This is a genomic window from Baekduia sp., assembly GCF_035996765.1.
In the GTDB taxonomy this organism is placed as follows: Bacteria; Actinomycetota; Thermoleophilia; order Solirubrobacterales; family Solirubrobacteraceae; genus Baekduia.
The window spans coordinates 39,886-65,843 of sequence record NZ_DASYJG010000002.1; the positions used below are offsets into that span (position 1 = coordinate 39,886).

At 70.8% G+C, this 25,958-nt stretch carries 25 protein-coding genes; 8 read left to right on the forward strand and 17 right to left on the reverse strand.

Translation table 11 applies throughout. The features are described 5' to 3' along the window. Positions 1–5: 5 nt before the first annotated feature. From VGO10_RS00515 to VGO10_RS00525, 3 genes are read left to right on the forward strand one after another with little or no spacing between them, the layout of a single operon-like run. The gene (locus tag VGO10_RS00515) at positions 6–806 is read left to right on the forward strand and encodes an ABC transporter ATP-binding protein (RefSeq protein WP_327464121.1); all 801 of its coding nucleotides are present in this window, start codon (positions 6–8) and stop codon (positions 804–806) included. Then, positions 803–1,525 carry an ABC transporter permease gene (locus VGO10_RS00520; RefSeq protein ID WP_327464122.1) on the forward strand — a complete coding sequence of 241 codons (723 nt, stop codon included), beginning with the start codon at positions 803–805 and terminating at the stop codon, positions 1,523–1,525. Before VGO10_RS00515 ends, VGO10_RS00520 begins: the two co-directional genes overlap by 4 nt. Beyond that, complete coding sequence (locus tag VGO10_RS00525; RefSeq protein ID WP_327464123.1) at positions 1,522–3,225, forward strand: glycine betaine ABC transporter substrate-binding protein; 1,704 nt, start codon at positions 1,522–1,524, stop codon at positions 3,223–3,225. The genes VGO10_RS00520 and VGO10_RS00525 overlap by 4 nt, the downstream gene beginning before the upstream one ends. 85 nt (positions 3,226–3,310) lie before the next feature. Here the strand turns inward: VGO10_RS00525 and VGO10_RS00530 are convergent, their stop codons facing one another. From VGO10_RS00530 to hflX, 3 genes are all read right to left on the reverse strand, one after another. Then, positions 3,311–4,009, reverse strand: a complete 699-nt coding sequence (locus VGO10_RS00530; protein ID WP_327464124.1) for a DUF4097 family beta strand repeat-containing protein — start codon at positions 4,007–4,009, stop codon at positions 3,311–3,313. A 146-nt stretch (positions 4,010–4,155) separates the two neighbouring features. After that, positions 4,156–4,611: a dUTP diphosphatase gene (gene dut / locus VGO10_RS00535; RefSeq protein ID WP_327464125.1), complete on the reverse strand. Its 456-nt coding sequence runs from the start codon at positions 4,609–4,611 to the stop codon at positions 4,156–4,158. After that, the gene (gene hflX, locus VGO10_RS00540; RefSeq protein ID WP_327464126.1) at positions 4,611–5,912 is read right to left on the reverse strand and encodes a GTPase HflX; all 1,302 of its coding nucleotides are present in this window, start codon (positions 5,910–5,912) and stop codon (positions 4,611–4,613) included. Before hflX ends, dut begins: the two co-directional genes overlap by 1 nt. Before the next feature lie 170 nt (positions 5,913–6,082). On the opposite strand from hflX, the gene VGO10_RS00545 reads away from it, so the two are divergent. The 3 genes from VGO10_RS00545 to VGO10_RS00555 all read left to right on the forward strand — a co-directional run bounded on the left by VGO10_RS00545 (position 6,083) and on the right by VGO10_RS00555 (position 8,753). Beyond that, positions 6,083–6,478 (forward strand): TOBE domain-containing protein, encoded by a 396-nt coding sequence (locus VGO10_RS00545; RefSeq protein WP_327464127.1) that lies wholly within the window; start codon positions 6,083–6,085, stop codon positions 6,476–6,478. Between the two features lie 89 nt (positions 6,479–6,567). Next, the gene (gene dapE / locus VGO10_RS00550; RefSeq protein WP_327464128.1) at positions 6,568–7,626 is read left to right on the forward strand and encodes a succinyl-diaminopimelate desuccinylase; all 1,059 of its coding nucleotides are present in this window, start codon (positions 6,568–6,570) and stop codon (positions 7,624–7,626) included. Continuing rightward, the gene (locus VGO10_RS00555; protein ID WP_327464129.1) at positions 7,617–8,753 is read left to right on the forward strand and encodes a pyridoxal phosphate-dependent aminotransferase; all 1,137 of its coding nucleotides are present in this window, start codon (positions 7,617–7,619) and stop codon (positions 8,751–8,753) included. Before dapE ends, VGO10_RS00555 begins: the two co-directional genes overlap by 10 nt. A gap of 357 nt (positions 8,754–9,110) precedes the next feature. Here the strand turns inward: VGO10_RS00555 and dapD are convergent, their stop codons facing one another. From dapD to miaA, 3 genes are read right to left on the reverse strand one after another with little or no spacing between them, the layout of a single operon-like run. Further along, entirely contained in the window at positions 9,111–10,112 is a 1,002-nt protein-coding gene (gene dapD / locus VGO10_RS00560; protein ID WP_327464130.1) for a 2,3,4,5-tetrahydropyridine-2,6-dicarboxylate N-succinyltransferase, read from the reverse strand. 12 nt (positions 10,113–10,124) lie between these two features. After that, positions 10,125–10,973 (reverse strand): diaminopimelate epimerase, encoded by an 849-nt coding sequence (dapF, locus tag VGO10_RS00565; protein ID WP_327464131.1) that lies wholly within the window; start codon positions 10,971–10,973, stop codon positions 10,125–10,127. A gap of 14 nt (positions 10,974–10,987) precedes the next feature. After that, the gene (gene miaA, locus VGO10_RS00570) at positions 10,988–11,878 is read right to left on the reverse strand and encodes a tRNA (adenosine(37)-N6)-dimethylallyltransferase MiaA (protein ID WP_327464132.1); all 891 of its coding nucleotides are present in this window, start codon (positions 11,876–11,878) and stop codon (positions 10,988–10,990) included. 67 nt (positions 11,879–11,945) lie between these two features. Here miaA and VGO10_RS00575 point away from each other — a divergent pair, with 67 nt between their 5' ends. Further along, positions 11,946–12,737 carry an SDR family NAD(P)-dependent oxidoreductase gene (locus VGO10_RS00575; RefSeq protein ID WP_327464133.1) on the forward strand — a complete coding sequence of 264 codons (792 nt, stop codon included), beginning with the start codon at positions 11,946–11,948 and terminating at the stop codon, positions 12,735–12,737. On the opposite strand, the gene VGO10_RS00580 is transcribed toward VGO10_RS00575, so the two are convergent. From VGO10_RS00580 to VGO10_RS00605, 6 genes are all read right to left on the reverse strand, one after another. Next, entirely contained in the window at positions 12,734–14,773 is a 2,040-nt protein-coding gene (locus tag VGO10_RS00580) for a hypothetical protein (protein WP_327464134.1), read from the reverse strand. The two genes, VGO10_RS00575 and VGO10_RS00580, sit on opposite strands and share 4 nt — an antisense overlap. Before the next feature lie 69 nt (positions 14,774–14,842). Further along, positions 14,843–16,174 carry a tRNA (N6-isopentenyl adenosine(37)-C2)-methylthiotransferase MiaB gene (gene miaB / locus VGO10_RS00585; protein WP_327464135.1) on the reverse strand — a complete coding sequence of 444 codons (1,332 nt, stop codon included), beginning with the start codon at positions 16,172–16,174 and terminating at the stop codon, positions 14,843–14,845. A 19-nt stretch (positions 16,175–16,193) separates the two neighbouring features. Next, positions 16,194–17,645, reverse strand: coding sequence for a ribonuclease Y (gene rny / locus VGO10_RS00590; protein ID WP_327464136.1), 1,452 nt, complete (start codon positions 17,643–17,645; stop codon positions 16,194–16,196). A gap of 274 nt (positions 17,646–17,919) precedes the next feature. Further along, positions 17,920–18,438: a GNAT family N-acetyltransferase gene (locus VGO10_RS00595; RefSeq protein WP_327464137.1), complete on the reverse strand. Its 519-nt coding sequence runs from the start codon at positions 18,436–18,438 to the stop codon at positions 17,920–17,922. A 7-nt stretch (positions 18,439–18,445) separates the two neighbouring features. After that, positions 18,446–18,958: a pyridoxamine 5'-phosphate oxidase family protein gene (locus VGO10_RS00600; protein WP_327464138.1), complete on the reverse strand. Its 513-nt coding sequence runs from the start codon at positions 18,956–18,958 to the stop codon at positions 18,446–18,448. Between the two features lie 16 nt (positions 18,959–18,974). Continuing rightward, on the reverse strand, positions 18,975–20,135 hold the full coding sequence (locus VGO10_RS00605) for a zinc-binding dehydrogenase (protein WP_327464139.1): 1,161 nt from the start codon (positions 20,133–20,135) through the stop codon (positions 18,975–18,977). 67 nt (positions 20,136–20,202) lie between these two features. On the opposite strand from VGO10_RS00605, the gene VGO10_RS00610 reads away from it, so the two are divergent. Beyond that, positions 20,203–21,189: an LLM class F420-dependent oxidoreductase gene (locus VGO10_RS00610; protein WP_327464140.1), complete on the forward strand. Its 987-nt coding sequence runs from the start codon at positions 20,203–20,205 to the stop codon at positions 21,187–21,189. 292 nt (positions 21,190–21,481) lie between these two features. Here the strand turns inward: VGO10_RS00610 and VGO10_RS00615 are convergent, their stop codons facing one another. The 5 genes from VGO10_RS00615 to VGO10_RS00635 all read right to left on the reverse strand — a co-directional run bounded on the left by VGO10_RS00615 (position 21,482) and on the right by VGO10_RS00635 (position 25,944). Then, complete coding sequence (locus VGO10_RS00615) at positions 21,482–21,970, reverse strand: regulatory protein RecX (RefSeq protein WP_327464141.1); 489 nt, start codon at positions 21,968–21,970, stop codon at positions 21,482–21,484. Between the two features lie 22 nt (positions 21,971–21,992). Continuing rightward, positions 21,993–23,108 (reverse strand): recombinase RecA, encoded by a 1,116-nt coding sequence (gene recA / locus VGO10_RS00620; RefSeq protein WP_327464142.1) that lies wholly within the window; start codon positions 23,106–23,108, stop codon positions 21,993–21,995. 116 nt (positions 23,109–23,224) lie between these two features. Further along, positions 23,225–23,776, reverse strand: coding sequence for an RNA 2',3'-cyclic phosphodiesterase (gene thpR, locus VGO10_RS00625; protein WP_327464143.1), 552 nt, complete (start codon positions 23,774–23,776; stop codon positions 23,225–23,227). A gap of 3 nt (positions 23,777–23,779) precedes the next feature. Beyond that, positions 23,780–25,105 (reverse strand): competence/damage-inducible protein A, encoded by a 1,326-nt coding sequence (locus VGO10_RS00630; protein ID WP_327464144.1) that lies wholly within the window; start codon positions 25,103–25,105, stop codon positions 23,780–23,782. After that, a complete protein-coding gene (locus tag VGO10_RS00635; RefSeq protein ID WP_327464145.1) occupies positions 25,105–25,944 on the reverse strand; it encodes a helix-turn-helix domain-containing protein in 840 nt (279 codons plus the stop codon). The genes VGO10_RS00630 and VGO10_RS00635 overlap by 1 nt, the downstream gene beginning before the upstream one ends. Positions 25,945–25,958: the final 14 nt, after the last annotated feature.

Sequence of the window (25,958 nt, forward strand, 5' to 3'; positions counted from 1 at the left end):
AACTGATGTCCGCGTCCGCTGCAACCGTCGAGTTCGACCACGCCTCGAAGACCTACCCCGGCACCGAGGAGCCGGCGATCGGCGACCTCACGCTCGAGGTCCCCGCCGGAGAGCTGACGATCTTCATCGGGCCGTCGGGCTCGGGCAAGACGACCGCGATGCGGCTCGTCAACCGCATGATCGAGCTGACCTCTGGCGACGTGCGCGTCGATGGCGTCTCGGTCCGCGACCAGTCGCCATCGGAGCTGCGACGCGGCATCGGCTACGCGATCCAGCAGATCGGCCTCTTCCCCCATCTGACCGTCGCCGACAACATTGCGACCGTCCCCAAGCTGCTGGGCTGGGACCACGGGCGCGTGCGCAAGCGCGTGGACGAGCTGCTGGACCTCGTGGGGCTGGAGCCGGCGATGGGCAAGCGCTACCCGGCCCAGCTGTCGGGCGGCCAGCGCCAGCGCGTCGGCGTCGGCCGGGCATTGGCGGCCGACCCGCCGCTGTTGTTGATGGACGAGCCGTTCGGCGCCATCGACCCGATCACGCGCAGCCGCCTGCAGGAGGAGTTCCGCCGCCTGCAGACCGACCTCGGCAAGACCGTCATCTTCGTCACCCACGACATCGACGAGGCGCTCAAGCTCGGCGACAAGATCGCCGTCCTCAAGCCGGGTGGCGAGCTGGCGCAGTACTCGAGCGCCGAGGAGCTCGTCCGCTCCCCCGCCGACGCGTTCGTCGAGGAGTTCGTCGGCGCCGAGCGCATGATCAAGCGGCTGGAGTGGCTGACCAGCGTGCGTCAGGAGGGCCGCAGCACGTGAGCGCGGCGGCCATCGACATCCTCGCGCAGGTCCGGATCCACGAGCGCGACAGCGGCTCGCTGACCTGCGTGCAGAAGAACAACATCTGCCCGACCTGGATCGTGCACCACCTCGGCGATTACCTCTCACCGCTGTGGAAGCACCTCGAGCTGGTGCTCGCCTCCGTTGTCATCGGCTTTGCCATCGCCTTTGCCCTCGCGCTCCTCGCGCACCGCCGCCGCTGGCTGACCGGCCCGATCATCGGCGTCACCGGAATCCTCTACACGATCCCGTCGCTGGCGCTCTTCGCGATCCTGATCCCGCTCACCGGCTTCGGGTTCACCACCGCGTTGATCCCGCTCACCACCTACACGCTGCTGATCCTGTTTCGCAACATCATCGCGGGGCTCGACAACGTGCCCGACGAGGCGCGCGACGCCGCGCGCGGGATGGGCTTGACCGAGCAGCAGCTGCTGTGGAAGGTCGAGCTGCCGCTCGCGGCGCCCGAGATCTTCGCCGGTCTGCGCGTCGCGACGACGACCAACGTCGGGCTCGCCGCGCTGGCCTTCTACGCGGGCGCCGGCGGCCTCGGCCAGCAGATCCTGAGCGACATCGCGTTCAAGTCCAACGTGTTGGTCGCCGGTGGGCTCTGCGTGCTTTTGGCCTTCGTGCTCGACCTCGGGTTGCTGGGGATCCAGCGGCTGCTCCTTCCCTGGCAGCGCGCGACGGCGACCGCATGAAGGACGCCATCAACTACCTGCTGCACTCGCGCGAGTCGGTCGGTGGCGGCGTGCAGGTCGGCGGCAGCCACCTGCTGCCGCTGCTGTGGACCCACCTGCGCGTGACCTTCGAGGCGATCGTCGTGTCGATCGCGCTGTCGCTGCCGCTCGGGCTCTGGCTCGGCCACAAGGGCAAGGGCCAGTTCGCGGCCTCCACGGCGGCCAACGTCGGCCGCGCGGTCCCGAGCTTCGCCGTGCTCGTCTTCGCCAGCACCTACCTGGGGCTCAATGCCGGCAACCTCGTCTTCGCGATGGTCCTGCTGGCCATCCCGCCGATCTTCACCAACACCTACGTCGGGGTTCGCCAAGTCGACCGCGACGTGGTCGACGCGGCGCGTGGCATGGGGCTCTCCGAGCGCCAGCTGGCACTCCGCGTCGAGCTCCCCCTGGCGCTGCCGCTGGTCTTCGGCGGCATCCGCACGTCGGTCGTCAACGTCCTGGCGACGGCGACCCTCGGTCCATATGTCGGGGTCGACACGCTCGGCGTGCCGATCATCAACGCCAACGTGCACGGCGACGCGGGGCGCCTGGGCACGGCACTCCTGATCGCGCTGCTGGCGATCGCGGCGGAGCTCCTCTTCGCCGCGCTGCAGCGGGCCGTCACCCCTCGCGGACTCAAGCTCTCCCAAACGAACACCACCCCCAGTAGGAGGAACCGACGTATGCGATCTCGCAGCGTTCTCGCACTGCTCTTGCTCGTCCTGGCCACCGTCGGCCTGGCCGCGTGCGGCAGCGATGACAACAACTCCAGTGGCAGTGCCGACACCGGCACCGCCGCCGCGACCACCCCGGCCGCCAACACCAAGATCATCACGGCCAACGCCGACAACGGCTCCAAGCCGACGATCACCATCGGCTCCAAGAACTTCACCGAGGAGTTCATCCTCGGGGAGATCTACGCCCAGGCGTTGCAGGCCGCGGGCTACAAGGTCAAGAAGCAGCTCAACCTCGGCTCGGAGCAGATCGCGCTCAAGGCCCTGAAGGCCGGCCGCGTCGACGCCTACCCGGAGTACACCGGCACGATCCTGACCAGCTTCTGCAAGGTCAAGGACAAGGACGTCAGCCACGATCCGGCTGCTGCCTTCACGCAGGCCAAGACCTGCATGGTCAAGGACAGCATCACGGCGGAGAACCCGACGCCGTTCACCGACTCCAACGGCTTCGCGGTCACACAAGCGACGGCCAAGAAGCTCGGCAACATCACCACGCTGTCGGATCTCAAGGGCAAGGCCTCCACCTTGACCATCTCGGGTCCGCCGGAGTGCCAGCAGCGCATCGACTGCCTGCTCGGCCTGGAGAAGACCTACGGGTTGAAGTTCAAGAAGTTCCTGTCGATCGACCTCGCCAAGCGTCACGAGGTCATCAAGAACGGCCAGACCGACGTTGGTGAGGTCTTCACCACCGACGGCCAGATCAAGGCCGACAACCTGGTCCTGCTCAAGGACGACATGCAGCTCTTCCCGCCCTACAACGCGACGCTGCTGGCCAAGACGTCGGTGGCTGACGCCGCCGGGCCGGACTTCGTCAAGACCGTCAACCTGGTCACCGCCGGGCTGACGCTGCCGGTCATGCAGGAGCTCAACTCCCGCGTCGACCTCGACAAGGAGAAGCCCGCGGCGGTCGCCGCGGAGTACCTCAAGGAGGCGGGCTACCTCCAGTAGCCGGCGAACGCCTCGCCTGGCGGCTCGGGTTCGCAGCGCGAACTCGCCCAGGGGCTCGCTCGCGCGCCCCTGGGACCGCCAGGCGTCAGCGTGCCCGGACGGTGATGTCGCCCGCGTTGGTCAGGGCGTCGATGGCCTGCGGGGCGAGGTCGTCGCGGATCAACCCCTCCACCTTGACGTTGCCGCCCTTGGTGTTGGCGTCGACGCGGTAGGGCCCGTAGGGCACGGTGACGCGAACGTTGCCACCATTGCTCTCGGCCTCGGTGCGGACCGGCTCGCCGAAGAGGTCGAGCGAGACGTTGCCGGCGTCGCTCATCGCGCGCACCGTGACGGGCTCCAAGCGGTGGGTGCGGATGTCGCCCGAGGTGGTCTGCACATCGGCGCGGCCGCTCAGCCCGCGCAGGTCCACGTCACCGGCATCGGTCCGGATCGTCACGTCGACGTCTGGCGGGGCGTCGATCTGCAGGTTGCTGCGACAGCGCAGGACGGCCTTCAGCCCGCCGCAGCGGGTCTTGATCGTCAGCACGCCGCCGGCGTAGCGCTCGCTGACCGTCGGGCGGTCGACGGTCCAGGCGTCGTGGCGCGTCAGCATGACGTCGCCGGTCAAACCGGCACGCACGTCGACGTCACCGGCGTCCGCGCGGACCACGATCTTGTGGACCGGATTGGTCAGCATCGTCCGCACCGTCGCGCTGCGATGCAGCGCTTCGGACAGCCCGAACGCCGCCCCGCTCAAGACGAGCAGGCCGAGCGCGGCGAGGAGGACGATCCGGGCGGTCGACACCCGCGAGACGCTAGAGCGCGACCGTCCGGCGTGAGGTACGGCTGACACCCCTTCTTGCATCCCCACTGCAGGTGTCCTAGTCGGCCCCGCCCGCCCCCACCCGCCCGCCTGCAAATGCGCGCACTTGCGCGGGCGGGCAGCGAGCGTCAGCGCCCCGAAGAGCCGAAGCCCGCCTCGCCGCGATCGTCGGGCGACGGCGGAAGCTCGTCGACGACGTCCATCGCCGGAGCCCAGAACGGCACGAGCAGCAGCTGGGCGATGCGGTCGCCGACGGCGACCTCGAACGGCTCGGCGCTCGCGTTGTGCAGCGCCACGCGCAGCTCGCCACGGTAGTTGGGGTCCACGAGGCCCGGCGAGTTGAGCGGGTGGATCCCGTGGTTGATCGCCAGCCCTGAGCGCGGGGTGACGAGGCCGGCGACGCCGGGCGGGATCGCCACGGCGACGCCCGTGCCGACCAGTCGCCGCTCGCCCGGCGCGAGCGTCACCGCTTCGGTCGAGCTGAGGTCATAGCCCGCGTCGTGCGGACGCGTACGAGCCGGCGGCTTGGCGTCGGGATGCAGCAGGCGGACGGCCAACTCGGCCGCGGCGACGGGTGTCTGCATCAGACCGCGAAACGCGCGTAGCGCTCGGCGATCGCCGTCGGTAGGCGGGCGACGACGTGGACGCCTTCGGCGGTGTCCTCGCGGTGCAGGTCGCCGGCGACGTCGTGCAGCTCGGCCAGCCGGCCGCCCTCGGAATACGGCAGCAGCAGCTCGACCGACTCCAGCGTGCGGGCAAAGGCGTGCTCGATCGCGACGTGGAGGTCGTCGATGCCGTCGCCGGAGAGCGCGCTGACCTGGATGCCGTCGGGATGGCGGTGGCCTAGCGCCTCGCGCTCGTCGGCGTCGAGAACGTCGACCTTGTTGAGGACCAACAGCCGTGGACGATCGCCGGCGCCGATCTCCTCCAGCGTGTCCTCGACCGCGCGCAGCATCTCTTGGCGATCGTCCTCGTCGGCGCTGGCATCGACCACGTGCAGGACGAGGTCGGCCAGGCGCGTCTCCTCCAACGTCGCGCCGAAGGCATCGACGAGTTGGTGAGGCAGCTTGCGGATGAAGCCGACCGTGTCGGTCAGCAGGTACGGCCGGCCGTCGATCGACAGCTGGCGCGTGGTCGGGTCCAGCGTGTGGAAGAGCCGGTCGCGGACGCCGACGTCGCTGCCGGTCATCGCGTTGAGCAGCGTCGACTTGCCCGCGTTGGTGTAGCCGGCGAGCGCGACCTGGGGCAGGTGCGCGCGTTCGCGCTCGGCGCGCTGGATCGCGCGCGTGCCCTTGACCTGCTCCAGCCGGCGGCGCAGCGCGGCGATGCGGTCGCGCGCGAGACGGCGGTCGGTCTCGATCTGCGACTCGCCCGGTCCGCGCGTCGCGAAGCCGCCGCTGGAGACGCCGCCGAGGCGCTCGAGGTGCGTCCACAGCCCACGCATCCGGGCCAAGTTGTACTCCAACTGCGCGAGCTCGACCTGGAGCTTGCCCTCGGCCGTGTTGGCGTGCGCGGCGAAGATGTCGAGGATCGTCGCCGTGCGATCCACGATCGAGATCCCGACCTCCTTCTCCATGTTGCGCTCTTGGCGCGCGCTGAGCTCGTCGTCGACGACGATGACGTTGGCGTCCGCGGCCTTCGCGGCGTCCTTGACCTCCAGCAGCTTGCCGGGGCCGAGGTAGGTGTTGGGATGCGGCTTGTCGCGGTGCTGGACGGCCTGCCCGACGACCGCGACGCCTGCCGTGGCCAGCAGCTCGCGCAGCTCTGAGAGATCGTCGCCGGACTCGAGCGCGGCGACGATGTAGGCGCGCTGTTTGGCGCGGCCTTCGACCGGTATTGCGCCGTTGCGCGTCTGGGTGGTGCGTCCGTTGCGACTGCGTTCCATGTGCCCCTTGAGTCTAGGTGCTGAGGACAGCGCCGTGGCAATCGCATGGCTCCAGATTTCTGTGCGTGAACCCTTATGTTGGTTACTCAGATCTGTGCTGCGCACTCAACGGATGATGGAGGCTTTGCCGAGCGGTCAAGGAGTAGCGTGCTCCGAGGAGGTGGTGCCTGATGTCGGAGGTCATCGAACGGCCCGAGGACTGGATCCGCATCGGCGCGGCCGCGGCGGCATTGGGCGTGAGCGTCGACACGCTGCGACGTTGGGAGCGCGACGGCCGGATCGTCTTCGAACGCCGCGGGCAGCAGCGCTACCTCCGCGCCGACGAACTGGCCAACCTCCTGCGCGAGCGTGCCCGCGAGGGCCGCTCGTCGGCACGCAACCGCCTGAAGGGCATCGTCCTCGGCGTGCGCCGCGACGGCGTGATGGCCCAGATCGACATGGCCTGCGGCCCGTACCGCATCGTGTCGCTCATGTCGCGCGAGGCCGCCGACGACCTCGGCATCAAGCCCGGCGATCAGGCAGTTGCGCTGGTGAAGTCGACGACAGTGGTTGTGGAAAAGCGGTGAGAACCTCGCCCAGAGGGCTCGGTTCTCATTGCGGGTGTTCGCCCGGCGGGCGAAACCCGCGGCCTGGGGTGCCGCGGTAGTTTGGCGGCATGTCGTCCGCCGGCCTTGCCGACCGCCTCGCCTCGCGCGTTCTCGAGCTCGTCAACGTGCCGTCGGAGTCCCGCTCGGAGGCGGCGCTGGCGGCCCACGTGCTCTCGGTCCTGCCGGACGCGCGCGATGCTGGCGACAGCTGCATCCTGGCCGGCACCACGGCGCGTGGCGACCGGCCGCTGATCCTGCTCGCCGGCCACCTCGACACCGTGCCCGCGCAGGGCAACCTGCCGGGGCAATTGGAGGATGGCGTGGTTTACGGGCTCGGCGCCGCCGACATGAAGGCCGCGCTCGGCGTGATGGTGGAGTTGGCCCTCACGTCGTTGCCCGCGGCCACGGTCGACGTCGGCTTCGTCTTCTTCGGGCGCGAGGAGCTGCCGTTCGGCGACAGCGCGCTGACGCCGCTGCTGGCGCGCGAGCCCGGGCTGCGCGAGGCCGATCTCGTCGTGGTGATGGAGCCGACCGACAACGCGCTGCACGCCGGCTGCGTCGGGAACGTCAACGCGACGTGGACCTTCCGCGGCACCGCCGGCCACAGCGCCCGGCCATGGCTGGCCGACAACGCGATCCACCGCGCTGGCCGCGGCATCGCCGAGCTGGCCGCGCTGCAGCCCGTCGACCACGAGTTCGCCGGGCTGACGTTCCGCGAGGTCATCTCGGCCGTGACGATCCGCGGTGGCGTGGCGCGCAACGTCGTGCCCGACGAGTGCGTCGTGGAGATCAACATGCGCTACGCACCGGGGACCAGCGCAGCGGATGCCGAAGCGCGGCTGCGCGCACTCTGCGAGCCCCACGGCGAGCTCACCATCGACGGCAACGCGCCCTCGGGCGCCGTCCCAGAAGGCAATGTCCTTGTGTCGCGGCTGATCGAGGCCGGCGGGTTGGAGACCGCGCCCAAGCAGGCGTGGACGCCGGTGGCGGAGTTCGCTGCGGCTGGCGTCGATGCCATCAACTTCGGGCCTGGCGCGCCGCGCTTCGCCCACCGGCGCGACGAGCAGGTCGAGGCCGCCGCGCTAGTGAGCTCCTACGAGACGCTCGTGAGGTTCCTGTGCGCCTGAACCCGGTGCTGGAGACGCTGGGCACCTATCCGTTCGTGCGTCTGGACGAGGCCAAGCGGGTGGCGACGGCGCGTGGGATCGAGCTCATCGACTTCGGCGTCGGCGAGCCGCGTGAGGAGACGCCGGAGTTCATCCGCGCCGCGCTGGCCGCGTCGTTGGCGCCGGTGTCGACGTATCCGAAGGCCGAGGGCTTGCCGGCGCTGCGGGAAGCGATCGCGCGCTGGGTCACCCGCCGCTTCGGCGGCATCGCGCTGGATCGCGACACCGAGATCGTGCCGACGCTGGGGTCCAAGGAGGCCGTCTTCCACATGGCAGAGGTGGTCGGCGGCGTCGCGGTCGGCGTGACGGTGCCCGGCTACCCGGTGGGCGCGCGCGGCGCGCTGTTCGCGGGTCGCGAGGTCGTCGAGATTGCGCTGGACCCGACGGCCGGCTTCCTGCCGGATCTCGACGCGCTCGACAGCGCGACGCTCAGCCGCCTCGGCCTCCTCTGGCTCAACTTCCCCAACAACCCGACAGGCTCGGTGGCGTCGCTGGAGCTGCTCGAGCGCGCCGCGGCGCTGGCGCGCGAGCACGACTTCGTGCTGGCTTGCGACGAGGCCTACTCGGAGCTGTGGTTCTCCGGCCATGCGCCGGTCAGCGCCCTGCAGCTGGCCGATCGGACCAACGTGGTGGTCTTGAACACGCTCTCGAAGCGCTCGTCGATGCCGGGGTATCGCAGCGGCTTCGTGGCCGGCGACCCGCGCCTGATCGCCGCGCTGAAGAAGTACCGCCCGAATGTCGGCGTGGCGCCGCAGGAGTTCGTCCAGCTCGCGTCGATCGCGGCGTGGGACGACGACAAACACGTCGAGGAGGTCCGTGCCCGCTACCGCGAGAAGCGCGACCTGCTCTGGCCGGCGCTGCAAGCCGCGGGCTTCCGCGACGCCGGCGGCCCCGCGACCTTCTTCTTATGGTGCAAGACGCCCGACGGCGAGGACGATGAGGCCTGCGCGGTGCGGCTGCTCGAGCACGGCATCGTCTGCGCGCCGGGCTCCTTCTTCGGACCCGGCGGCGCCGGCCACGTGCGCTTCGCGCTCGTCCCAACGCCCGAGGCGTGCGCGGAGGCGGCACGACGGCTGCCGGCGGGTTAAGCGGGTCAAGGACCGGTGGCGCGGGCGTAGATGGCGTCCAGCGCAGGGTCGGCCGCGGGTGCGCAACCTGGTCTGTCGTCGCCGCCGAGAGCGAGCGAGGAATGCGACTCGGTGCGCTGGCCCGTCGTCCGCCAGCGCTGAGGCGGGCGAGGTCGCGCCCAAATCGCGTGAGTTGTTGGGGTGGTCGACATTGGCGACACTCACTGTCGCTTCGATCTACCACCCCAACAACTAAGGCCGGCGGACGCCCCTTGGCGTCACGAACGTCCACACCGCTCGCTCCTCGGTGACGGCAGACCACACAGCGCACCCCGACCAGCGCCGCGAACTGAGCGCCACCGACGCTGGCGCCCGGCGCTAGTTCGCGTGCAGGGCGGCATTCAGGCCGCCCCACGACGTCCCGGAGCGCGGCAGCACCTCGACCGCGCCGGTCATCGAGTTACGGCGGAAGAGCAGGTTGCTCTGGCCGGAGAGCTCGCGGGCCTTGACGGTCTCCCCTTCCGGCGTCGTCACGCGCGTGCCGGCGGTGAGGTAGAGGCCGGCCTCGACGATGCAGCCGTCGCCGAGCGAGATGCCGAGGCCGGCGTTGGCGCCGATCAGGCTGCCGGTGCCGACCGAGATGATGTCCTTGCCGCCGCCGCTCAACGTGCCCATGATCGAGGCGCCACCGCCGATGTCGCTGCCATCGCCGACGACGACGCCCTGGCTGATGCGCCCCTCGACCATCGAGGCGCCGAGCGTGCCGGCGTTGAAGTTCACGAAGCCCTCGTGCATGACCGTCGTGCCCTCGGCGAGATGCGCGCCGAGACGCACGCGGCGGGCATCGGCGATGCGCACGCCGCCGGGCGCGACGTAGTCGGTCATCTGCGGGAACTTGTCGATCGAGGTGACGCTCAGCGGCCGGTCCAGCGCGCGGGCGCGCAGGCGCACGGTCGGCAGGTCGGCGGGGTCGACCGGGCCGCGATTGGTCCAGGCGACGTTGGGCAGCGCGCCGAAGATGCCGTCCAAGTTGATGCTGTTGGGCGCGACCAGGCGATGGCTGAGCAGGTGCAGGCGCAGGTAGGCGTCGTGGGTGTCGGACGGCGGCGCCGACAGGTCCTCGATGACGGTCAGCACGGGCGCGACCGTGACGCCGCGCAGCTCGTCGGGACCGGTCGCGCCGGCGAAGGCCCCACCGCCGAGGTCGGTGGCCTCGGCGGTCTTCAGCGGCCGGGTTCCGCCGCCGGCGTGCTCCGGCGCGCTGTCGAGGCCCAGGCGCGGCTCGAGGTAGAGCGTGTCGAGGACCTTGCCCTCCGGCACGGTCATGGTCGCCAGGCCGACGGCCCACGCGGGCCCGGTGATGCGCTGCTGGTCGGTCATCTGCCTGGCAGGTTAGAGCGCAGCGAGGTCCGCCAGCAGCGCGACGCTCGCCTCGCCCGCATAGACCGGAATGGCCCAGCCGGTGAGCGTGAAGAGCAGGCTCTCGTCGACGTCCACCGTCAGCTCGCCACCGTCGAGGACGACGGTCACGGGGCTGTCGCCCCCGCGCAGGACGTGGGCGATCGCGGCGCCCGAGGCGCCCGTGCCCGACGCGCTCGTCTCTCCCACGCCGCGCTCGAAGATCCGTGCGCGGATGCGGTCTGCCGCGAGCACGCTGAAGAACGACACGTTGGTGCGGTTGGGAAACAGCTCGCTGTGCTCGATCGCCGGGCCGATGGCTGCCAGGTCGAGCGCCTCCAGCGCCTCGACGTCGGGCACGTGGATCGCGCACTGCGGGTTCCCGACTTGTACGTGTTGGAAGCGCCAGACTCGGCCGCCGGCGTCAAGCTCTCCCAAACCATCGGCGCCGCCGCTCGGGAAGTCCGCCGACTGCAGCCGCGCACGCCCCATGTCCAGCGTGCAGGTGCGCTCGTCGTGGATCGTCGGCCGGATCTCGCCCGCCGCGGTCTGAATCGAGAACTGCCGCTGGTCGGTCCAGCCGGACGCGCGCAGGTACATCACGGCCTCGCGCGCGCCGTTGCCCGACAGCTCGGCCTCCGAGCCGTCGGGGTTGAAGATGCGCAGGCGCGCGACAAAGCCCTGGGCGTCGGCCGGCGAGAGCTCGAGGACGCCGTCCGCGCCGATGCCGAGGTGGTGGTCGCACAGCAGCTGGACCCGTGCGGCGGTCAGCGCAAAGGGCAGCGCGTCACGCTCCACGATGATGTAGTCGTTGCCCAGCGCCTGCCACTTCTGAAATCGCATCGGCGGGCGCGACCTTATCCCAGCAGCTCCCGCGCCACGTCCTCGGGCGCGCGGTCGGTGAGGTCGACGTGCTCGACGCCCGGAAGCTTGCGCAACCAGGTCAACTGGCGCCGGGCATACTGCCGCGTGCGGCGCTTCATCGCCTCGACGTCGCCATCCAAAAGCTCCTGGAAGCCGAGCGCCTTGCGCGCGGTGACCGACGCGCCGGCGGCGTCCGCCGCGCGCACCTCGTCGACGACGCCCGCCGCGAGCATCGCGTCGACCCGCGCGTCGATGCGCGCCTTGAGGCGCTCGCGCTCCATCGTCAGCGCGACCAGCCGCGTCGGGCAGCGCGTCTCAGCGGTCCACAGCCGGCTCTCGGCCGGCGGCTGGTCCTCCAGCGCGCCCTGGGCCTCGAGCTCCAACGCCCGCACGATGCGATGGCGGTCGCGCGGATCGATCGCCGCGGCGACGGCGGGAGAGCGTGTCGCCAGCTCCGCGTGAAGCCTCTCCGGCCCGCGAGCCTCGGCGTCGGCCATGAGCGCCTCGCGAACGCCGGGCGGGGGCGGCGGGCGGAGATCGAGCTCGGCGAGCGCCGCACGCAAGTACAGGCCGGTGCCTCCGACGACGATCGGCGTGCCACCGCCGGCCAGGAGCTCATCGATCTCGGCGTGTGCGCGCCGGGCGTACTCGGCCACGGAGTAGCGCTCGTCGACCTCGACGATGCCGATCATCCGATGCTCCAGGCGCGCACGATCGGCCGCGTCGGCCGCACCGCTGAGGATCTCCAACCCGCGATAGACCTGCAGCGCGTCAGCCGAGACCGCGACCGGTCGCTCGCCGCGCGCGCGCAGGCGGTCGGCGACCGCGAGCGCCAGCGCGGTCTTCCCGACGCCGGTCGGGCCGAAGAGGGCGAGGAGGGTCACCGCGCCACAGTGTGGCCGACGCGGCGCCGCCGCCGCGTCCTGCGCGACAGCATGAAAGAGTGCCCGCATGGAACTCCGCGGCTCATCCGTCCTGCTCACCGGTGCCACGGGCGGCATCGGTCACGCCATCGCCCGCCACCTGCACGGCGCCGGCGCGTCGCTGCTGCTGACCGGCCGGCGCACCGACGTCCTGGAGCCGCTGGCGGCCGAGGTCGGCGGGCGCGCGACCGCGGTCGACCTCGCCGACCGCGAGGCCGTCGACCGCCTGCTCGACGAGGCCGGCGAGGTCGACATCCTGGTGGCCAACGCCGCGCTGCCCGCCTCGGGCGACATCCTGAGCTTCACGCCGACCGAGATCGACCGCGCGCTGGAGGTCAACTTGCGCGCGCCGGTGATCCTGTCGCGCGTGCTCGGCGAGCGAATGGCGATGCGCGGCCGCGGCCACATCGTCCTGATCTCCTCGCTGTCGGGGAAGTCCGGCCAAGCGTCCAGCTCGATCTACAGCGCGACGAAGTTCGGCCTGCGCGGCTTTGGCCAGGGCCTGCGCGGCGACCTCGGGCCGCGCGGCGTCGGCGTCAGCACCGTCTTCCCCGGCTTCATCCGTGACGCCGGCATGTTCCACGAGTCGGGCACCAAGCTGCCCAAGGGCGTCGGAACCTCTTCGCCTGAGGACGTCGCCGCCGCCGTGGTCAAGGCGATCACCGCCGACAAGGGCGAGATCGACGTCGCGCCGGCTGGGATCCGCATGGGCACCGCGTTCGCACAGCTCGCTCCCGCGACGTCGGCACGCGTCGCCAAGCGCCTGGGCAGCGACAAGATCGCCAAAGAGCTGGCGAGCGGGCAGGCCGACAAGCGCTAGAACAGCGACTCCTGGACGGCGTCAGGCGGCCCGAGGCGGCGCAGGCCGACGTCTCGCTCGATCCGCCCGCGCGGCCCCATGGCCCGACGGAACGCACGGTCAAACGGCCGCTCGTCGGCCGGGTCGCGGCGGAACGGCCGGGCCCGCGGCGCGCCGGCGTTGCGCAGCACCCGTGCGATCCGGTCGCGCTCGGGCTGCTGCAGGTACGCGCCACGCGCATACAGCTCCTCGTAGCGCGACACGAGATCCGGGCGATACGCGCGCAACCACTCCATGAAGACCCCGCGGACCTCGCCGCGCAGGTGCAGGCCGATCCCGCCGATGCTCGTCGCGCCGGCGTCGATCGCCGTCTGGATGATCTCCTCGACCTGCCTGGGGTCGTCGTTGATCCCCGGCATCAGCGGCGCCACGAGGATGCCGGTAGGGATGCCGTTGCGGTTGAGCTCGGCCACGGCCTCCAGCCGGGCACGGGGATGGGGCGTGTGCGGCTCGGTCGCCCGCCAGGCCTGCTCGTCGATCGTCGGCACGCTGAGGTTGGCGCTCACATCGGTCACCTCAGCGATCTCCTTGAGCAACGGCAGATCCCGAAGCACGAGCGGGGACTTGGTCAGCACCGAGCACGGGTTGCGGAAGTCGCGCAACGCCTCCCAGATGCCGGGCATCAGCCGGTAGCGGCCCTCGACCCACTGGTACGGATCGGTGTTGGTGCCCATCGCGATGTGCTCGCCCTGCCACGACGGCCGCCGCAGCTCGGCGCGCAGCACCTCGGGCACGTTGACCTTGACGACGATCTCGCGCTCGAAGTCACGGCCTGCATCGAACTCGAGGTAGGTGTGCGTCGGCCGGGCGAAGCAGTTGTGCGAGACGACGCCGTTGGCGATGAAGTCCCCCGTCCCGGTGGTGATGTCATACAACTTCTGCGGTGCGCCGAGCGGCTCAACCGCCACGACGGCGAGATCGGCGTTGGACTTCACCGGACGGCCCTCCAGCCCCCACTTCGACGTCACCGCGGGACCCGTCAGGTGGCAGAAGCGCAGCTGGGCACGGACGCCGCCGCGCACGCGCACACCCCGTACCCCGAGCGCGTCGGGCGGCTCGACGTCGCACGCGAAGCCGAAGGACTGCAGGCACGCTTCCGTCCACGACAGGATCGTCGGGTCGGCGTTGTCGATCCGCAGGCCGTCGCTGCCGCAACTGCCGTCGGCGTCGAAGATGCCGGCCAGATAGCCCTTGCGCCAGTCGTCGCTCGGCGTGAACGGCCACACGACCAGCGCGTCGATCCGCTCGGCGCGCAGCAGCGCGCCCGGCGTCCGCCGGCGGCGCGTGGTCGCGCCCCCGATCCCGCTGAGTCCGACCAGGCCGCCGTCGATGCCACAGGCGGCGAGGTAGGCCGAGGCGCGCCCGCGCGCCTCGGGTTCCTGTGCATCGCCGCGCACCGCCCCGCAGAGGTAGCCACGCCGATATTCAGGCGTGTCGACGGGCGGCGTGACGAAGCGGCCCGGCCCGAGCAGCGACACCGCCCGGGTCAGGTACGGCCGCGGCGTCGCGCCGCGCTCGGCGCGCAGCACATGCTTCCACCCGCGGTTGGTCAGGAAGCGGTGGTCGGCGCTGGCCACGACCTCGGTGCCGTCCTGCAGCGTCACGCGGTAGGCGGCCTTCTCGGTGGCCCAGTGGGCGCGTACCCGCGTGCGCACGTAGCGTCGGTAGGTCGTGCCCTCCTGCTCGGTGCCGTAGATCTCGTCGCCAACGCGGAGCTCCGCCAGCGGGCGCGTGCGCCCGTCGGCCATCAGGATCGGCGTCTCGCCGGCCAGGCAGTACACGCAGGCGTGCGAGCAGCCGCGGTACGGGTTGATCGTCCACCGAAACGGCATACGTGATGCCTCGGGCACGCGGTTGAGCGCGCTCTTGGCGTGGATCTCGTAGAAGCGCATGTCGAGCGCCTCGGGCGCATCGAAACGCCGCACCGCCGCCGGCTCGCGATAGCCCGGAAGCCGTGCCTCCTCCTCGCCCTCGATCTTCAGATTGTCCCACCGCATGCGAACACATGTTCGCATAGCTGTTACGGATTTACGAACATCTGTTCGTAGCAGGCACTTCTGCGTTCGTCAGGAGACGAGGGCCCGCGCGAGCAGCGACATCTCGCCGGAAAGCGTCTGCGAGGTCGAGCCGGTGATCTGGACCGGAACGATCTCGCCGGCCTGTGCCAGACCCGAGAAGTTCACCGTCTTGCCGTGGCCGCTGCGGCCACGCAGCCGGGAGGGATCGGTACGCGACGGACCCTCGACGAGCACGTCGAGCGTGCGTCCGACGAACCGCTGGGCGCGCTCGGCCGCACGACGCTGAACGGTCTCGACCAGGCGCTCCATCCGCTCGACGGCGACCTCATGCGGGACGAAGTCGTCGGTGAACGCTGCCGCCTCGGTGTCGCGGCGCGGCGAGTAGATGAAGGTGAACGCACCGTCGAAGCCGACCTCCTCGCAGACCTCGAGCGTCTGCGCGAAGTCCGCCTCGGTCTCCCCCGGGAAGCCGACGATGATGTCGGTGGTCAGCGCGATGTCGGGGTTGTGGCCACGGATCAGGCCGACCCGGTCCAGGAAGCGGCCGCGGTCGTAGGTCCGGCGCATGGCTTTCAGGATCCGCGAGGAGCCCGACTGCAGCGGCAGGTGCATGTGCGGGCAGACGCTGTCGAGCGTCGCGTGCGCGAGGACGACGTCCTCGGTCATGTCCTGCGGGTGCGGCGAGGTGTAGCGCACCCGGCGCAGGCCGTCGATCTCGTCCAGCGCGTGCAGCAGCGCGGCGAACGACGTCCGCTCTCCATCGCGCACCGCACGCCCATAGGCGTTGACGTTCTGGCCCAGCAGCGTGACCTCGATGACGCCGCCGTCGACCATCTCACGGACCTCGGCGACCAGCTCGTCCAGCGGCCGATCGACCTGGCGCCCGCGCGTCGAAGGCACGATGCAGTACGAGCACTTCATGTTGCAGCCGGCCGAGATCTGCACCCAGCCTTGGACGTCGCGCTCGCGCGCCGACGGCAGATGGCCCGTGAAGCCCTCGAACTCGAAGAAGCCCTGAGCGGTCAGCGAGTCGCTGGTCAGGAACTCGGCGAGCTTGTGGACCTGCCCCGGCCCGAAGGCGACGTCGACGTAGGGGAACTGGCGGAAGACGTCATCCTTGACCGATTGGGCCCAGCAGCCCCCGACACCGATCACGATCTCCGGGTTGCGGCGCTTGTAGGAGGCGGCCAGCTGGAGGTAGGAGATGAAGCGGCTGTCGGCCTTCTCGCGGATCGAGCACGTGTTGAACAGGATCAGCTCAGCGTCGCGCTGCTCCTCGGTCTCCGCGTAGCCCAGCGCGACGAGCATCCCCTTCATCCGCTCGGAGTCGTGCTCGTTCATCTGGCACCCGAAGGTGGTGACGTGGAAGGTCTTGGTCACAGCCGACACGAGGGTACCTTCACTTCGCGTAGTCGACAGCTCGCGACTCGCGGATGACCGTCACCTTGATCTGCCCCGGGTACTCGAGCTCCTGCTCGATCTCGCGCGCGATCGTGTGCGACAGCGCGATCGCCTTCTCGTCGGTGATCGCACCCGGCTCCACGATCACGCGGATCTCGCGGCCGGCCTGCATGGCGTACACCTTGTCGACGCCGTCGTGGCGGGTGGCGAGCTTCTCGAGGTCGCGCAAGCGCTTGACGTACTGCTCCAGCGACTCGCCGCGGGCGCCCGGCCGGGCGCCGCTCAGCGCGTCGGCGGCCTGGACGATCACCGCCTCGACGGTCTGGGGCTCGACCTCGTTGTGATGCGCTTCCATCGCATGGGCGACGGCTTCTGACTCGCCGTGGCGGCGGGCGAGGTCGCCGCCGACCAGCGCGTGCGGACCCTCGACCTCGTGCGAGATCGCCTTGCCGATGTCGTGCAGCAGCGCGGCGCGACGCGCGGTCTTGGTGCTCGCGCCCAGCTCGGAGGCCATCAGCGCGGAGAGGTGCGCGCACTCGACCGAGTGCGCGAGCACGTTCTGGCCGTAGCTGGTGCGGAACTTCAGCCGGCCGAGGACCTTGACGAGCTCGGGATCCAGGCCCTGGACGCCGGCCTCGAAGACCGCCGTCTCCCCCGCCTCGACCATGTGGGACTCGAGCTCGGACTTCGCCTGGTAGTAGGTCTCCTCGATGCGCGCCGGATGGATGCGGCCGTCCTGCAGGAGCTTCTCCAGCGTCATGCGCGCGACCTCGCGGCGAACGCCGTCAAAGGCGCTGAGCACGACCGCGTTGGGCGTGTCGTCGATGATGAAGTCGACGCCGGTGAGGTTCTCCAGCGCGCGGATGTTACGGCCCTCGCGACCGATGATCCGGCCCTTCATGTCGTCGCTCGGCAGCTGGACGACGCTGACCGTCGTCTCGGCTGCATGCGAGGCGGCCAGCCGCTGCATCGCGACCGACAGGATCGACCGCACGCGCCGCTCGGCGTCGCGCTTGGTCTCGTCTTCAACCTGGCGCAGGACGCGGCCGGCGTCGTGGCGCGCGCCCTCCTCGACGTCTTTGAGCAGCGCCTGCTTGGCCTGACCGGCACTGAGGCCGGCGACGCGCTCTAGCGCCTGCTCGCGCGCGACGCGCAGGCGCTCGACCTCGTCGGCGTGGGCGCGGACGTGCTGGTCGCGCCGCTCCAGCTCGGCCTCGCGGCGGTCGAGGTCGGCGCCGCGGCGATCGAGCGCCGCCTCCAGCGCCTGGGTGCGCGCGGCGCTGTGCTCGAGCTCGGCGGCCCGGCGCAGGAGCTCTGCGTCCTCGGGGGTCGCGACCGCGGCAGGCACCGCGACGGTGGCGAGCGCCGCGACCGGCCGCCGGCGTCCGTAGACGAGGGCCGCGACGACGATGGCGACTCCGATGAGCGCCGCGCCGATCAGGGTTTCCATGTGGGTGTCCTCTCCCCTGCCGTCGATGGAGGGCGGCGGCTGGTCTCCGGTCCTGCGGTTTGGGAGCGAGAGGCCCGGCCACCGGGCGATGGTGGACGGCGGTTTCGGATCCTGCGTGGTCCGGAGCGCCTCTCAGTGGCGCGGTGCGGACCTGCACGTGCTGTGCGAACGGCGGAAAGCGTGCTGGAAGTCTCGGTTCGGTCGCCCTGAAGTCGGTCTTTCGCTGGCGGGGATCGTAGTACCGAAGGCGTTGCGCGTGCAATCAGCCTGGGCGTCACCGCGAGAGGCGGTAGAGCACGTGCGGTAGGCCTACATGCACGATGTCGCGTTCATAGGACATGCCGAGCTTGCGCATGACCGCGCGCGAGGCGTGGTTGACGTCGACGGTCTCGGCCACGACGGCGTCGAGCTCGAGGATGTCGAAGGCGACGCGCACGACCTCGCGTGCCATCTCGGTCGCGTACCCGTGGCCCCAGTGGTCGGCGTCCAGGAACCACAGCAGCTCGACCTCGGGCCGGCCGCCGACATCGCCGTGGCGCAAGCCGACGTAGCCGATTGGCATGCCGTCGGCGAGCACCGTCCACGATCCGAAGCCCCAGCGCTCCCAATGGCCGAGGAACTCGGCGAGGACGGCGTGGGCGCGATCGGCGGTGCGCAGGTGCTCGGGCCACGCCTCCTCGGCCACGCGCGCATCGGTGTACATCCGCGCGTAGGTGGTCGCGTCGCCCGCCTCGGGCCGCCGGCCGACGAGGCGGGCGGTGCTGACGCGGTCGATGCCGAAGTCGACGGGCATGGCGGCGCTACGCGGCGGGCATCGAGAACGTGGACATCCGCTCAGCGTCGATGCGCGCGTAGACCGGTCCGGAATCGAGGAACTCGTGCTCCCACTCGGCGCCGTAGCGCGGCACGTAGATGTCGAGCAGCGCCCGACGTAGGTCGGCGCCCTCCGGGGCCTGGATGTCGACCGGCGTGGCACGACCATGGACGGTGACCGCGAGCTCCTCGCCGGGCAGGTGCGTGGCGCTGACCTGCGGGCGCTTGGCGATGTGCCGGAAGCGGAGGGAGTCCGGCGCCGAGCCGAAGTGCAACGCGCCGTGGAGGAAGACCCCGTCGACCGGCCCCGTGATCGGGCGGCCGTCGGCGGTGACCGTGGCCAGCGTCAGCAGGCGCATCCCTTGGAGCTTGTCGATCAGCTGCTGGGCGGTCAGGCGCCGCTCGGGCGTGTGGATGCGCAGCAGGTGCGGGCCGGCGGTGGCGTAGCTGCGGTCCAGCAGGGCCTGGAGGGCGGCGATCTCCTCGGGCGTCTCGTGCATGCTGGACGAGCGCTGCTCAGCTCGGCGTGGTCGCTGACGAGCGCGGATCGATCAGCACCTTGGCATGGGTCTCGGGATCGCCGAGCGCGGTGAAGGCCGCGTCGACGCCGTCGAGGCCGACGGTGCCGGTCATCAGCGGGCGCGGGTCGAGCTTGCCCTCAGCGAGCATGTGCAAGGTGTCGTGGTACTCCAGCGGCGAGTAGGCCAGCACGAAGCGCAGGTCGATCTCCTTGTTGATGGCCATCGCGGGCGTGAAGCGATCCGGCCCGACGCAGACGCCGACGACGACCACGCGCGAGAACAGCGGCGCGTCGTCGACGATGCTCGCGATCATCCCGGGCACGCCGACGCACTCGAAGATCACCGGCCGCTTGGGCATCCCGCCGAGCTTCTCGCCCAGCCGCCAGAGATGCCACCAGCCAACGGGCAGCCGCTCCAGCTTCTCACGCGTCCCGACGGCGAGCTCGAACGCCGCCGGCGCATCGGTGATGTGGCCGCGCTTGGCGCCGCCCTCATACGGCGAGCCGACCGCGGGGTCGATCACGACGTCGGCACCGCAGGCGGTCGCCAGCGCGCGGCGCCCCGCTGAGAAGTCACTGGCCACCACGGTCTTCACGCCACTGGCCTTCAGGCACAGGATCACGCCCAATCCGACCGGCCCGCAGCCGATGACGATCGCCACGTCACGCTTGCTGACCTCGCCGCGGCGCACGGCGTGCCAGGCGACGGCCATCGGCTCGGTCAGCGCGGCGACGTCGGGCGCCAGGCCGTTGGGCACGGGCATCATCATCGACTCCTGGACGATGAGCTGCTCGGCATAGGCGCCCGGCGCGTGCGCCGAGAGGCCGACCGCGTCGATCCCCTGCGCGCCGCGGACGAGCGGCACGGCGACGACCGGCGTCCCCGTGGGGAGCTTCTTCTGACCGCCCGGCCCGTACTCGGCGACGCTCCCGGAGAACTCGTGGCCGAAGACGATCGCGTCCGCGGAGCGCCCGAAGCGGTCATAGCCGGTGCGCGCCGCCATCTCGGCCCACTCATCGATGCCGTGGCGGGCGTGCAGGTCCGAGCCGCAGATGCCGCAGCGCAGCACCTCGAGGCGGACCTGGCCGCGGGCCGGCGCCGGCTCGGGCAGATCGACGACCTCCAGCTCGGCCCGCTGGCAGACCACGGCCCTCATCGCGCTCGTCCTGTCATGTGTCAGACGCTAGATGACGCGGGTCACAATGGCCACTACCGTGGCTGAGATGCGAGCTCCCATCCAGCTGGACCTGCACCTGCCGAACTTCAACTACCCCGGCGTCGGACCCGAGGCGGTCTTCGAGAAGCTGGTGGAGATCGCGACCACGGCCGAGCAGGCCGGCTTCACCTCGGTGTCGCTCATGGACCACTACCACCAGATCCCGCCGGTCGGTCCGCCGCAGAACTGGATGTTCGAGGGCAACACGATGCTGGCGGCCATCGCCGCGCGGACGCAGTCGATCGCGCTCGGCCTGCTCGTCGGCGGCGTCGGCTACCGCAACCCCGCCCAGCACGCCAAGATCACGACAACGCTCGACATCATCTCCGGCGGCCGCGCCTTCCACGGCATTGGCGCCGGCTGGTTCGAGGCCGAGCACGACGCTTACGGCTACGCGTTTCCGCCGATCAAGGAGCGCTTTGAGCGCCTCGAGGACCACCTGCGGATCGTGCGCGCGATGTTCACCGAAGACCAGGCGACGGTCGCCGGCACCCACCACTCGGTCACCGACGCCTACAACAACCCCAAGCCGCTGCGCGGTGACATCCCGATCCTCATCGGCGGCAGCGGCGAGCGCAAGACGCTGCGGATGGTCGCCCAGTACGCCGACGGCTGCAACCTCTTCGGCGACCCCGAGCGCGCCAAGCACCTGCTCGGCGTCCTGGAGGGCCATTGCGAGAACGTCGGCCGCGACTCGACCGAGATCACCAAGACCTCGATGATGACGCTGGCGATCGGCGAGACCGAAGATGCGGTCAAGGCCAAGCTCGACCTGATGCGCGCGGCGGGCTTCCCGGAGGAGCGCATCGCTGCCACGACGGCCGGCACGCCCGACCAGGTCCTCGAGCACGCCCACGCCTTCCGTGAGGTCGGTATCGAAGGCCTGACCTTCTCCATGCCCGACGTCCACGACCTCGAGGCGGTCGCGCTGGCCGGCGAAACACTCGCCCCGCTCTTCAACCCCGAATCGCACCCGTCGGCCCGAAGGGAGTGACTCGGGACGCCAGACGCGCTCGACCCTCGTCGATGTGGGTCCGGGACGTTTTTGCCCCAACTATTGGGGTCAAATCGACCCGGATACTTCGCGGCAAAGCGCGCGGTGCCTGGGCGCGGCGGGCACGTTGAACAAGGAGGCGATCCGTGACGTCGCCATCCGCGCGGCGCCCGTTCGGTGCCCACACAAACCGAACCTCGAACCACAGAGCAACACTTTCACCCGACACCGCAGACCACACGAGCGCGGTGGCGACGTCACGGAGCGCCGCCCACCAACCACATCTCGCGCGCTAGTCGCGGCCGTAGGCGCGGATCGCGTCGTAGGCGGTCTCGAGCTCATAGCCCTTGCGGACGAGAAAGCCGAGGGCGCGCTCACGGTCGCGCTCGGTCTCGGGTGGCATGCGGAAGCGGCGGGTGAGGACGACCAGGGCAGCGTCGAACTGCGACTCGCCTTCGTCGCCGCCGGCGAGTGCCGCCGCGACGAGACCGGCCTCGATGCCGCAGGCGAGCAGCTTGCGTTCGATCCGCTCGTTGCCCCAGTGGTCCAGCGTGCGGCGGTCCTCGGTGAAGCGCTGGGCGAAGCGCGCGTCGTCGAGATAGCCCAGCTCGCAGAGCTCGGCCACGGCCTGCTCGATCGTGTCGGGCTCCACGCGCTTGGCCTCGAGGTGGCGCCGCACCTCGAGCACCGTGCGATCACGGAACCCGAGGTAGCGGTAGCTCAGATCGAGCGCGTGCTGGAGACGAACCTCCGGGTCGACGGCACGTTCGGCGGTCGTCACGGGCAGCCGCTCCGCTCCACCGTTACGCCGTGGCCGCCGCCGTCGTCCGCTCAGCCGTGATCTCGCCCGTCGCCGGATCGACGCCCTCGGGCACCTCGTCGCGGTCGATCGGCGCGACGAGGTCGCGGTCGATGTCGAGGGCGCGGTAGACCTTGTCCTCGATCTCGCGCGCGATCTCGGGATGCTCGTCGAGGAAGCCCTTGGCGTTGTTGCGCCCCTGGCCGAGGCGGTCGCCGTCGTAGGAGAAGAACGAGCCGGACTTCGAGACGATGTTGTGCTCGATCCCGAGGTCGAGGATGCAGCCCGAGCTGGAGACGCCCTTGCCGAACTCGATGTCGAACTCGGCCTGGCGGAACGGCGCGGCGACCTTGTTCTTGACCACCTTGACACGGACGCGGTTGCCGACGGCCTCGGTGCCGTCCTTCAGCGTCTCGATGCGCCGGATGTCCAGGCGCTGCGACGAGTAGAACTTCAGCGCGCGACCGCCCGGCTGCGTCTCGGGCGAGCCGAACATGACCCCGATCTTCTCGCGGATCTGGTTCGTGAAGAGGCAGAGGGTCTGGGTGCGGTTCAGGTTGCCGGCGAGCTTGCGCATCGCCTGGCTCATCATCCGCGCCTGCAGGCCGACGGTCTGGTCGCCCATTTGCCCCTCGAGCTCTGCGCGCGGCGTGAGCGCTGCCACCGAGTCGATGGCCACGACGTCCACCGCGCCGGAACGGACCAGCATGTCGCAGATCTCCAGCGCCTGCTCGCCGTAGTCGGGCTGCGACACGAGCAGGTTGTCGATGTTGACGCCGATCTCCTGCGCGTACAGCGGGTCCATGGCGTGCTCGGCGTCGATGAACGCGCAGACGCCGCCCAGGCGCTGGGCCTCGGCGAGCACGTGGTAGACGAGCGTCGTCTTGCCCGAGGACTCCGGGCCGAAGAGCTCGACGATGCGGCCGCGGGGCATGCCGCCGATGCCGAGCGCCAGATCCAGCGACAGCGCGCCCGTCGGGATCGCGTTGACCTTGACCTGCGCGCCCGGGTCGCCCATGCGCATGACCGAGCCCTTGCCGAACTCCCGCTCGATCTGGGTCAGGGTGGTGGCAAGGGCGGTGTCGCGGGCCTTGATGGCCTTCTCATCGGTGGCGGGCATGCGGGTGAAACCTCTCTACGAACGCGGAAGAGCGAACCAGTGTGCGGGTCGCGTCGGACGGAACTTCGGTGAGCAGAAGCGTACGTGCGTTCGTGTGCCGAAGGACGCCCGCGCGGTCACAATTCTGAGCCGAATTCCGCACGCGTCAGCGCCTCGTAGCGCGGTGGGCCCTCCCCCAGCCAGGACCGCATCAACGCCACGCCGCGGACGTCGAGCTCCAGCACCGGCGTCGGCGGCAGCGCCGCGGTCGACGGCGTCCACCCGCGGCGCACGCGCGCGACGGTCAGGTGCGGCCGAAAGCGCCGTTCCTCGCGCTCGAACCCCAGTTCCTCCAGCGCGTCCCAGAGCGTGGCGTGCAGCGCCGCCAGCGCGCCGGTCTCATCGGCGACCGCCACCGTCAGCACGTGCGGCCGGCGCGGTGCGAGCCACAGCGCAGCACCGGTCGACAGCGCCGGCAGCGGCCAGCCCGCCAATTCCTCCACCACCACGCTCAGCGGCCCGACGTCCTCCAGTGGCCGATGGCCGAGGAAGGCGAGCGTCAGGTGGACCTGCTCGGCCGCGACGATCCGCAGCGCCCGATCGGCGGCCACCGCCTCACGTGCCCAGGCCACCAGCGCGCGACGGTCCTCGCCGCCGAGCTCCAGCGCGACGAAGAGGCGCGCGGGCACCGCTCAGCCCCCGGTCTCGCCTCGCAAGACGCGCCGGATCATGTGCATGGCCACCGTTGTCGAGCGGTCGCGGACGTCGAAGCGACCGCCGGGTAGGACGAGGCGCCGGGTCAGTCGATTGGGTGGGTGGGAACCGTGTCCTGCGCTCACCGAGAAGCAGACGGTGCCCACGGGCTTGTCCTCGGTCCCACCCCCCGGTCCTGCGATGCCGGTGATGCCGACCCCGACATCGGCGCCCAACGCAGCGCGCGCCCCGTCGGCCAGCGCCTCGGCGACTTCGACCGACACGGCCCCCGTCCGCTCGATCAACCCCTCATCGACGCCGGCCAGCGCGACCTTCGCCGCGTCCGAGTACACGACCACGCCACCCAAAACGTAGTCCGACGAACCGGCCAGATCGGTCAGCCGCCCGGCGAGCAGCCCGCCGGTGCAGGACTCAGCGGTGGCGATCGTCCGCTCAGATGCTCTCAGCAGCCCCGCGACCTGCTCGTCGACCGACGTCCCGTCGTCGGAGAACAGCTCACGCGGGTGCTTCTCGGCCACGAGCGCCGCAAACGCGTCATAGACGTCCTGCTGCGGCGGCTCATAGCGCGTGACGACCTCGACCTCGCCGCGCCGCAGGCAGGTCGTGATCTCCAGCGCATCGAGGTCGATCCCCGCCGCGCGCGCCTGCAGCATGGTGTTGGCGATCTCGGACTCCGGGATTCCGAACAGCCGCAGCATGTGCTGGCGGTAGACGGTCGCGCCGCCGATCGCCGCGCGGAAGGCGTCCAGCTCGATCGCCGTGCGCCACATCGGCTGCAGCTCACGTGGCGGCCCGGGCAACACGACGATCGTCGGCGTGGGCCGGCCGGGGGTGGGCGGGCCGACTTCCCGCGGCGGCACGATCAGCCCCGGTGCCGTCCCGACCGGCTCGAGCACCGTCGCGCCCGCAGGCACCAGCGCCTGCTTGCGGTTCGAGCGCCGGATCGCCTCCTCGTCGAGGTCCGGCCAGCGGATCGTCAAGGCCTCCAAGATCTTCCAGATCCGCCCCTCCAAGTCCTCGTCCAGCGCCAGCGGGCGTTGCTGGAACTCGCCCACGACCGCCGCGGTCAGGTCGTCCTCGGTCGGCCCCAGGCCGCCGGAGGTGATGATCAGGTCGACGCCCGCGCTCGCCAGCCAACCCAGCGCGTCGCGCACGTCGTCGGGACGGTCGCCGACGATGATGTTGTGGGCGACGTCGACCCCGAGCTCGCGCAGGCGCTCGGCCAGCCACGGACCGTTGCGGTCCACGACGCGCCCGGTGAGCACCTCGGTGCCCGTGACCACGATGCCCGCGCGCGCCGCCATCAGGAGCAGTTCGGGACGGCGCCCGGGTCGACGCGTTTGAACGAGCCCTTGCTGATCCGGAACGCGACCGGGCTGGCGTCCGGCACGTCGCGCACCTTGCCGTTGACGCGCAGCCGCGCGTTGCCGTTGCCCAGCAGGAGCTTGAAGCTCTTGGACCGGTAAGGGCCCGCCGTCCCGCCCTGCTGGAGCGACAGCCCCGGGATCCGCGCCGCGCCGCCCGCGTCGACCAGGCAGGCGAAGACCGGGCCGGGGCCCGTTGGGACGACTTGGAGGCGCACCAGCCTGGAGGCGGCCGACGCCTTCTTCTTGGAGGCCTTGCGCTGCGCCGCCGATGAGGTCGCCGTCGTACGCGCCGGCACGGGCGTCGTCGTGGTCCGGCTGGTTGTCGTGTTGGCCGCCGACGGCCCACCACCATCGCCGCTGTCGTTATTGCCCTTGCCCAGCAGGTACAGCACGCCGATGAGCAGGGCCACGATCACGCCGACCACCAGGCCGACCGGGATCCTGCGCGGCTCACGCTGGGGACGCATCGGCCCACCGCCACGGCCGCCCCGCCCGCCACGGCGCCGCGGCGCGCCGATCGGCATGAGGTCGTGGTCGGACGGTCGCTCGTGGCGGAGTTTGTACTCCTCCAGGAGCAGCTTGGCGTCGAGGTCGAGCGCCTCGGCGTAGGTCCGCAGGAACGAGCGGACGTAGGCGGGACCGGGCAGCAGCCCCCACTCCTCGTTCTCCAGCGCCCGCAGGTACTTGGCACGGATCTTCGTCTCGGCTTCGATCTCCGAGATGTCGATGCGGGCGCGCATGCGCGCCTCGCGGAGGGTGGCCCCGATCTCCGGCATGGCTTGGGGCCGCA

What these genes read in the sequence shown, in the direction of transcription:
- VGO10_RS00600 (WP_327464138.1), bottom strand. Translation starts at nt 18,958, where the DNA reads ATGCACGAGACGCCCGAGGAGATCGCCGCCCTCCAGGCCCTGCTGGAC.
- dut (WP_327464125.1), bottom strand. Translation starts at nt 4,611, where the DNA reads ATGCAGACACCCGTCGCCGCGGCCGAGTTGGCCGTCCGCCTGCTGCAT.
- VGO10_RS00610 (WP_327464140.1), top strand. Translation starts at nt 20,203, where the DNA reads ATGCGAGCTCCCATCCAGCTGGACCTGCACCTGCCGAACTTCAACTAC.
- VGO10_RS00635 (WP_327464145.1), bottom strand. Translation starts at nt 25,944, where the DNA reads ATGCCGGAGATCGGGGCCACCCTCCGCGAGGCGCGCATGCGCGCCCGC.
- VGO10_RS00580 (WP_327464134.1), bottom strand. Translation starts at nt 14,773, where the DNA reads ATGCGGTGGGACAATCTGAAGATCGAGGGCGAGGAGGAGGCACGGCTT.
- VGO10_RS00525 (WP_327464123.1), top strand. Translation starts at nt 1,522, where the DNA reads ATGAAGGACGCCATCAACTACCTGCTGCACTCGCGCGAGTCGGTCGGT.
- dapD (WP_327464130.1), bottom strand. Translation starts at nt 10,112, where the DNA reads ATGACCGACCAGCAGCGCATCACCGGGCCCGCGTGGGCCGTCGGCCTG.
- dapF (WP_327464131.1), bottom strand. Translation starts at nt 10,973, where the DNA reads ATGCGATTTCAGAAGTGGCAGGCGCTGGGCAACGACTACATCATCGTG.
- VGO10_RS00605 (WP_327464139.1), bottom strand. Translation starts at nt 20,135, where the DNA reads ATGAGGGCCGTGGTCTGCCAGCGGGCCGAGCTGGAGGTCGTCGATCTG.
- recA (WP_327464142.1), bottom strand. Translation starts at nt 23,108, where the DNA reads ATGCCCGCCACCGATGAGAAGGCCATCAAGGCCCGCGACACCGCCCTT.
- VGO10_RS00630 (WP_327464144.1), bottom strand. Translation starts at nt 25,105, where the DNA reads ATGGCGGCGCGCGCGGGCATCGTGGTCACGGGCACCGAGGTGCTCACC.
- VGO10_RS00545 (WP_327464127.1), top strand. Translation starts at nt 6,083, where the DNA reads ATGTCGGAGGTCATCGAACGGCCCGAGGACTGGATCCGCATCGGCGCG.
- hflX (WP_327464126.1), bottom strand. Translation starts at nt 5,912, where the DNA reads ATGGAACGCAGTCGCAACGGACGCACCACCCAGACGCGCAACGGCGCA.
- VGO10_RS00595 (WP_327464137.1), bottom strand. Translation starts at nt 18,438, where the DNA reads ATGCCCGTCGACTTCGGCATCGACCGCGTCAGCACCGCCCGCCTCGTC.
- VGO10_RS00515 (WP_327464121.1), top strand. Translation starts at nt 6, where the DNA reads ATGTCCGCGTCCGCTGCAACCGTCGAGTTCGACCACGCCTCGAAGACC.
- VGO10_RS00575 (WP_327464133.1), top strand. Translation starts at nt 11,946, where the DNA reads ATGGAACTCCGCGGCTCATCCGTCCTGCTCACCGGTGCCACGGGCGGC.
- dapE (WP_327464128.1), top strand. Translation starts at nt 6,568, where the DNA reads ATGTCGTCCGCCGGCCTTGCCGACCGCCTCGCCTCGCGCGTTCTCGAG.
- rny (WP_327464136.1), bottom strand. Translation starts at nt 17,645, where the DNA reads ATGGAAACCCTGATCGGCGCGGCGCTCATCGGAGTCGCCATCGTCGTC.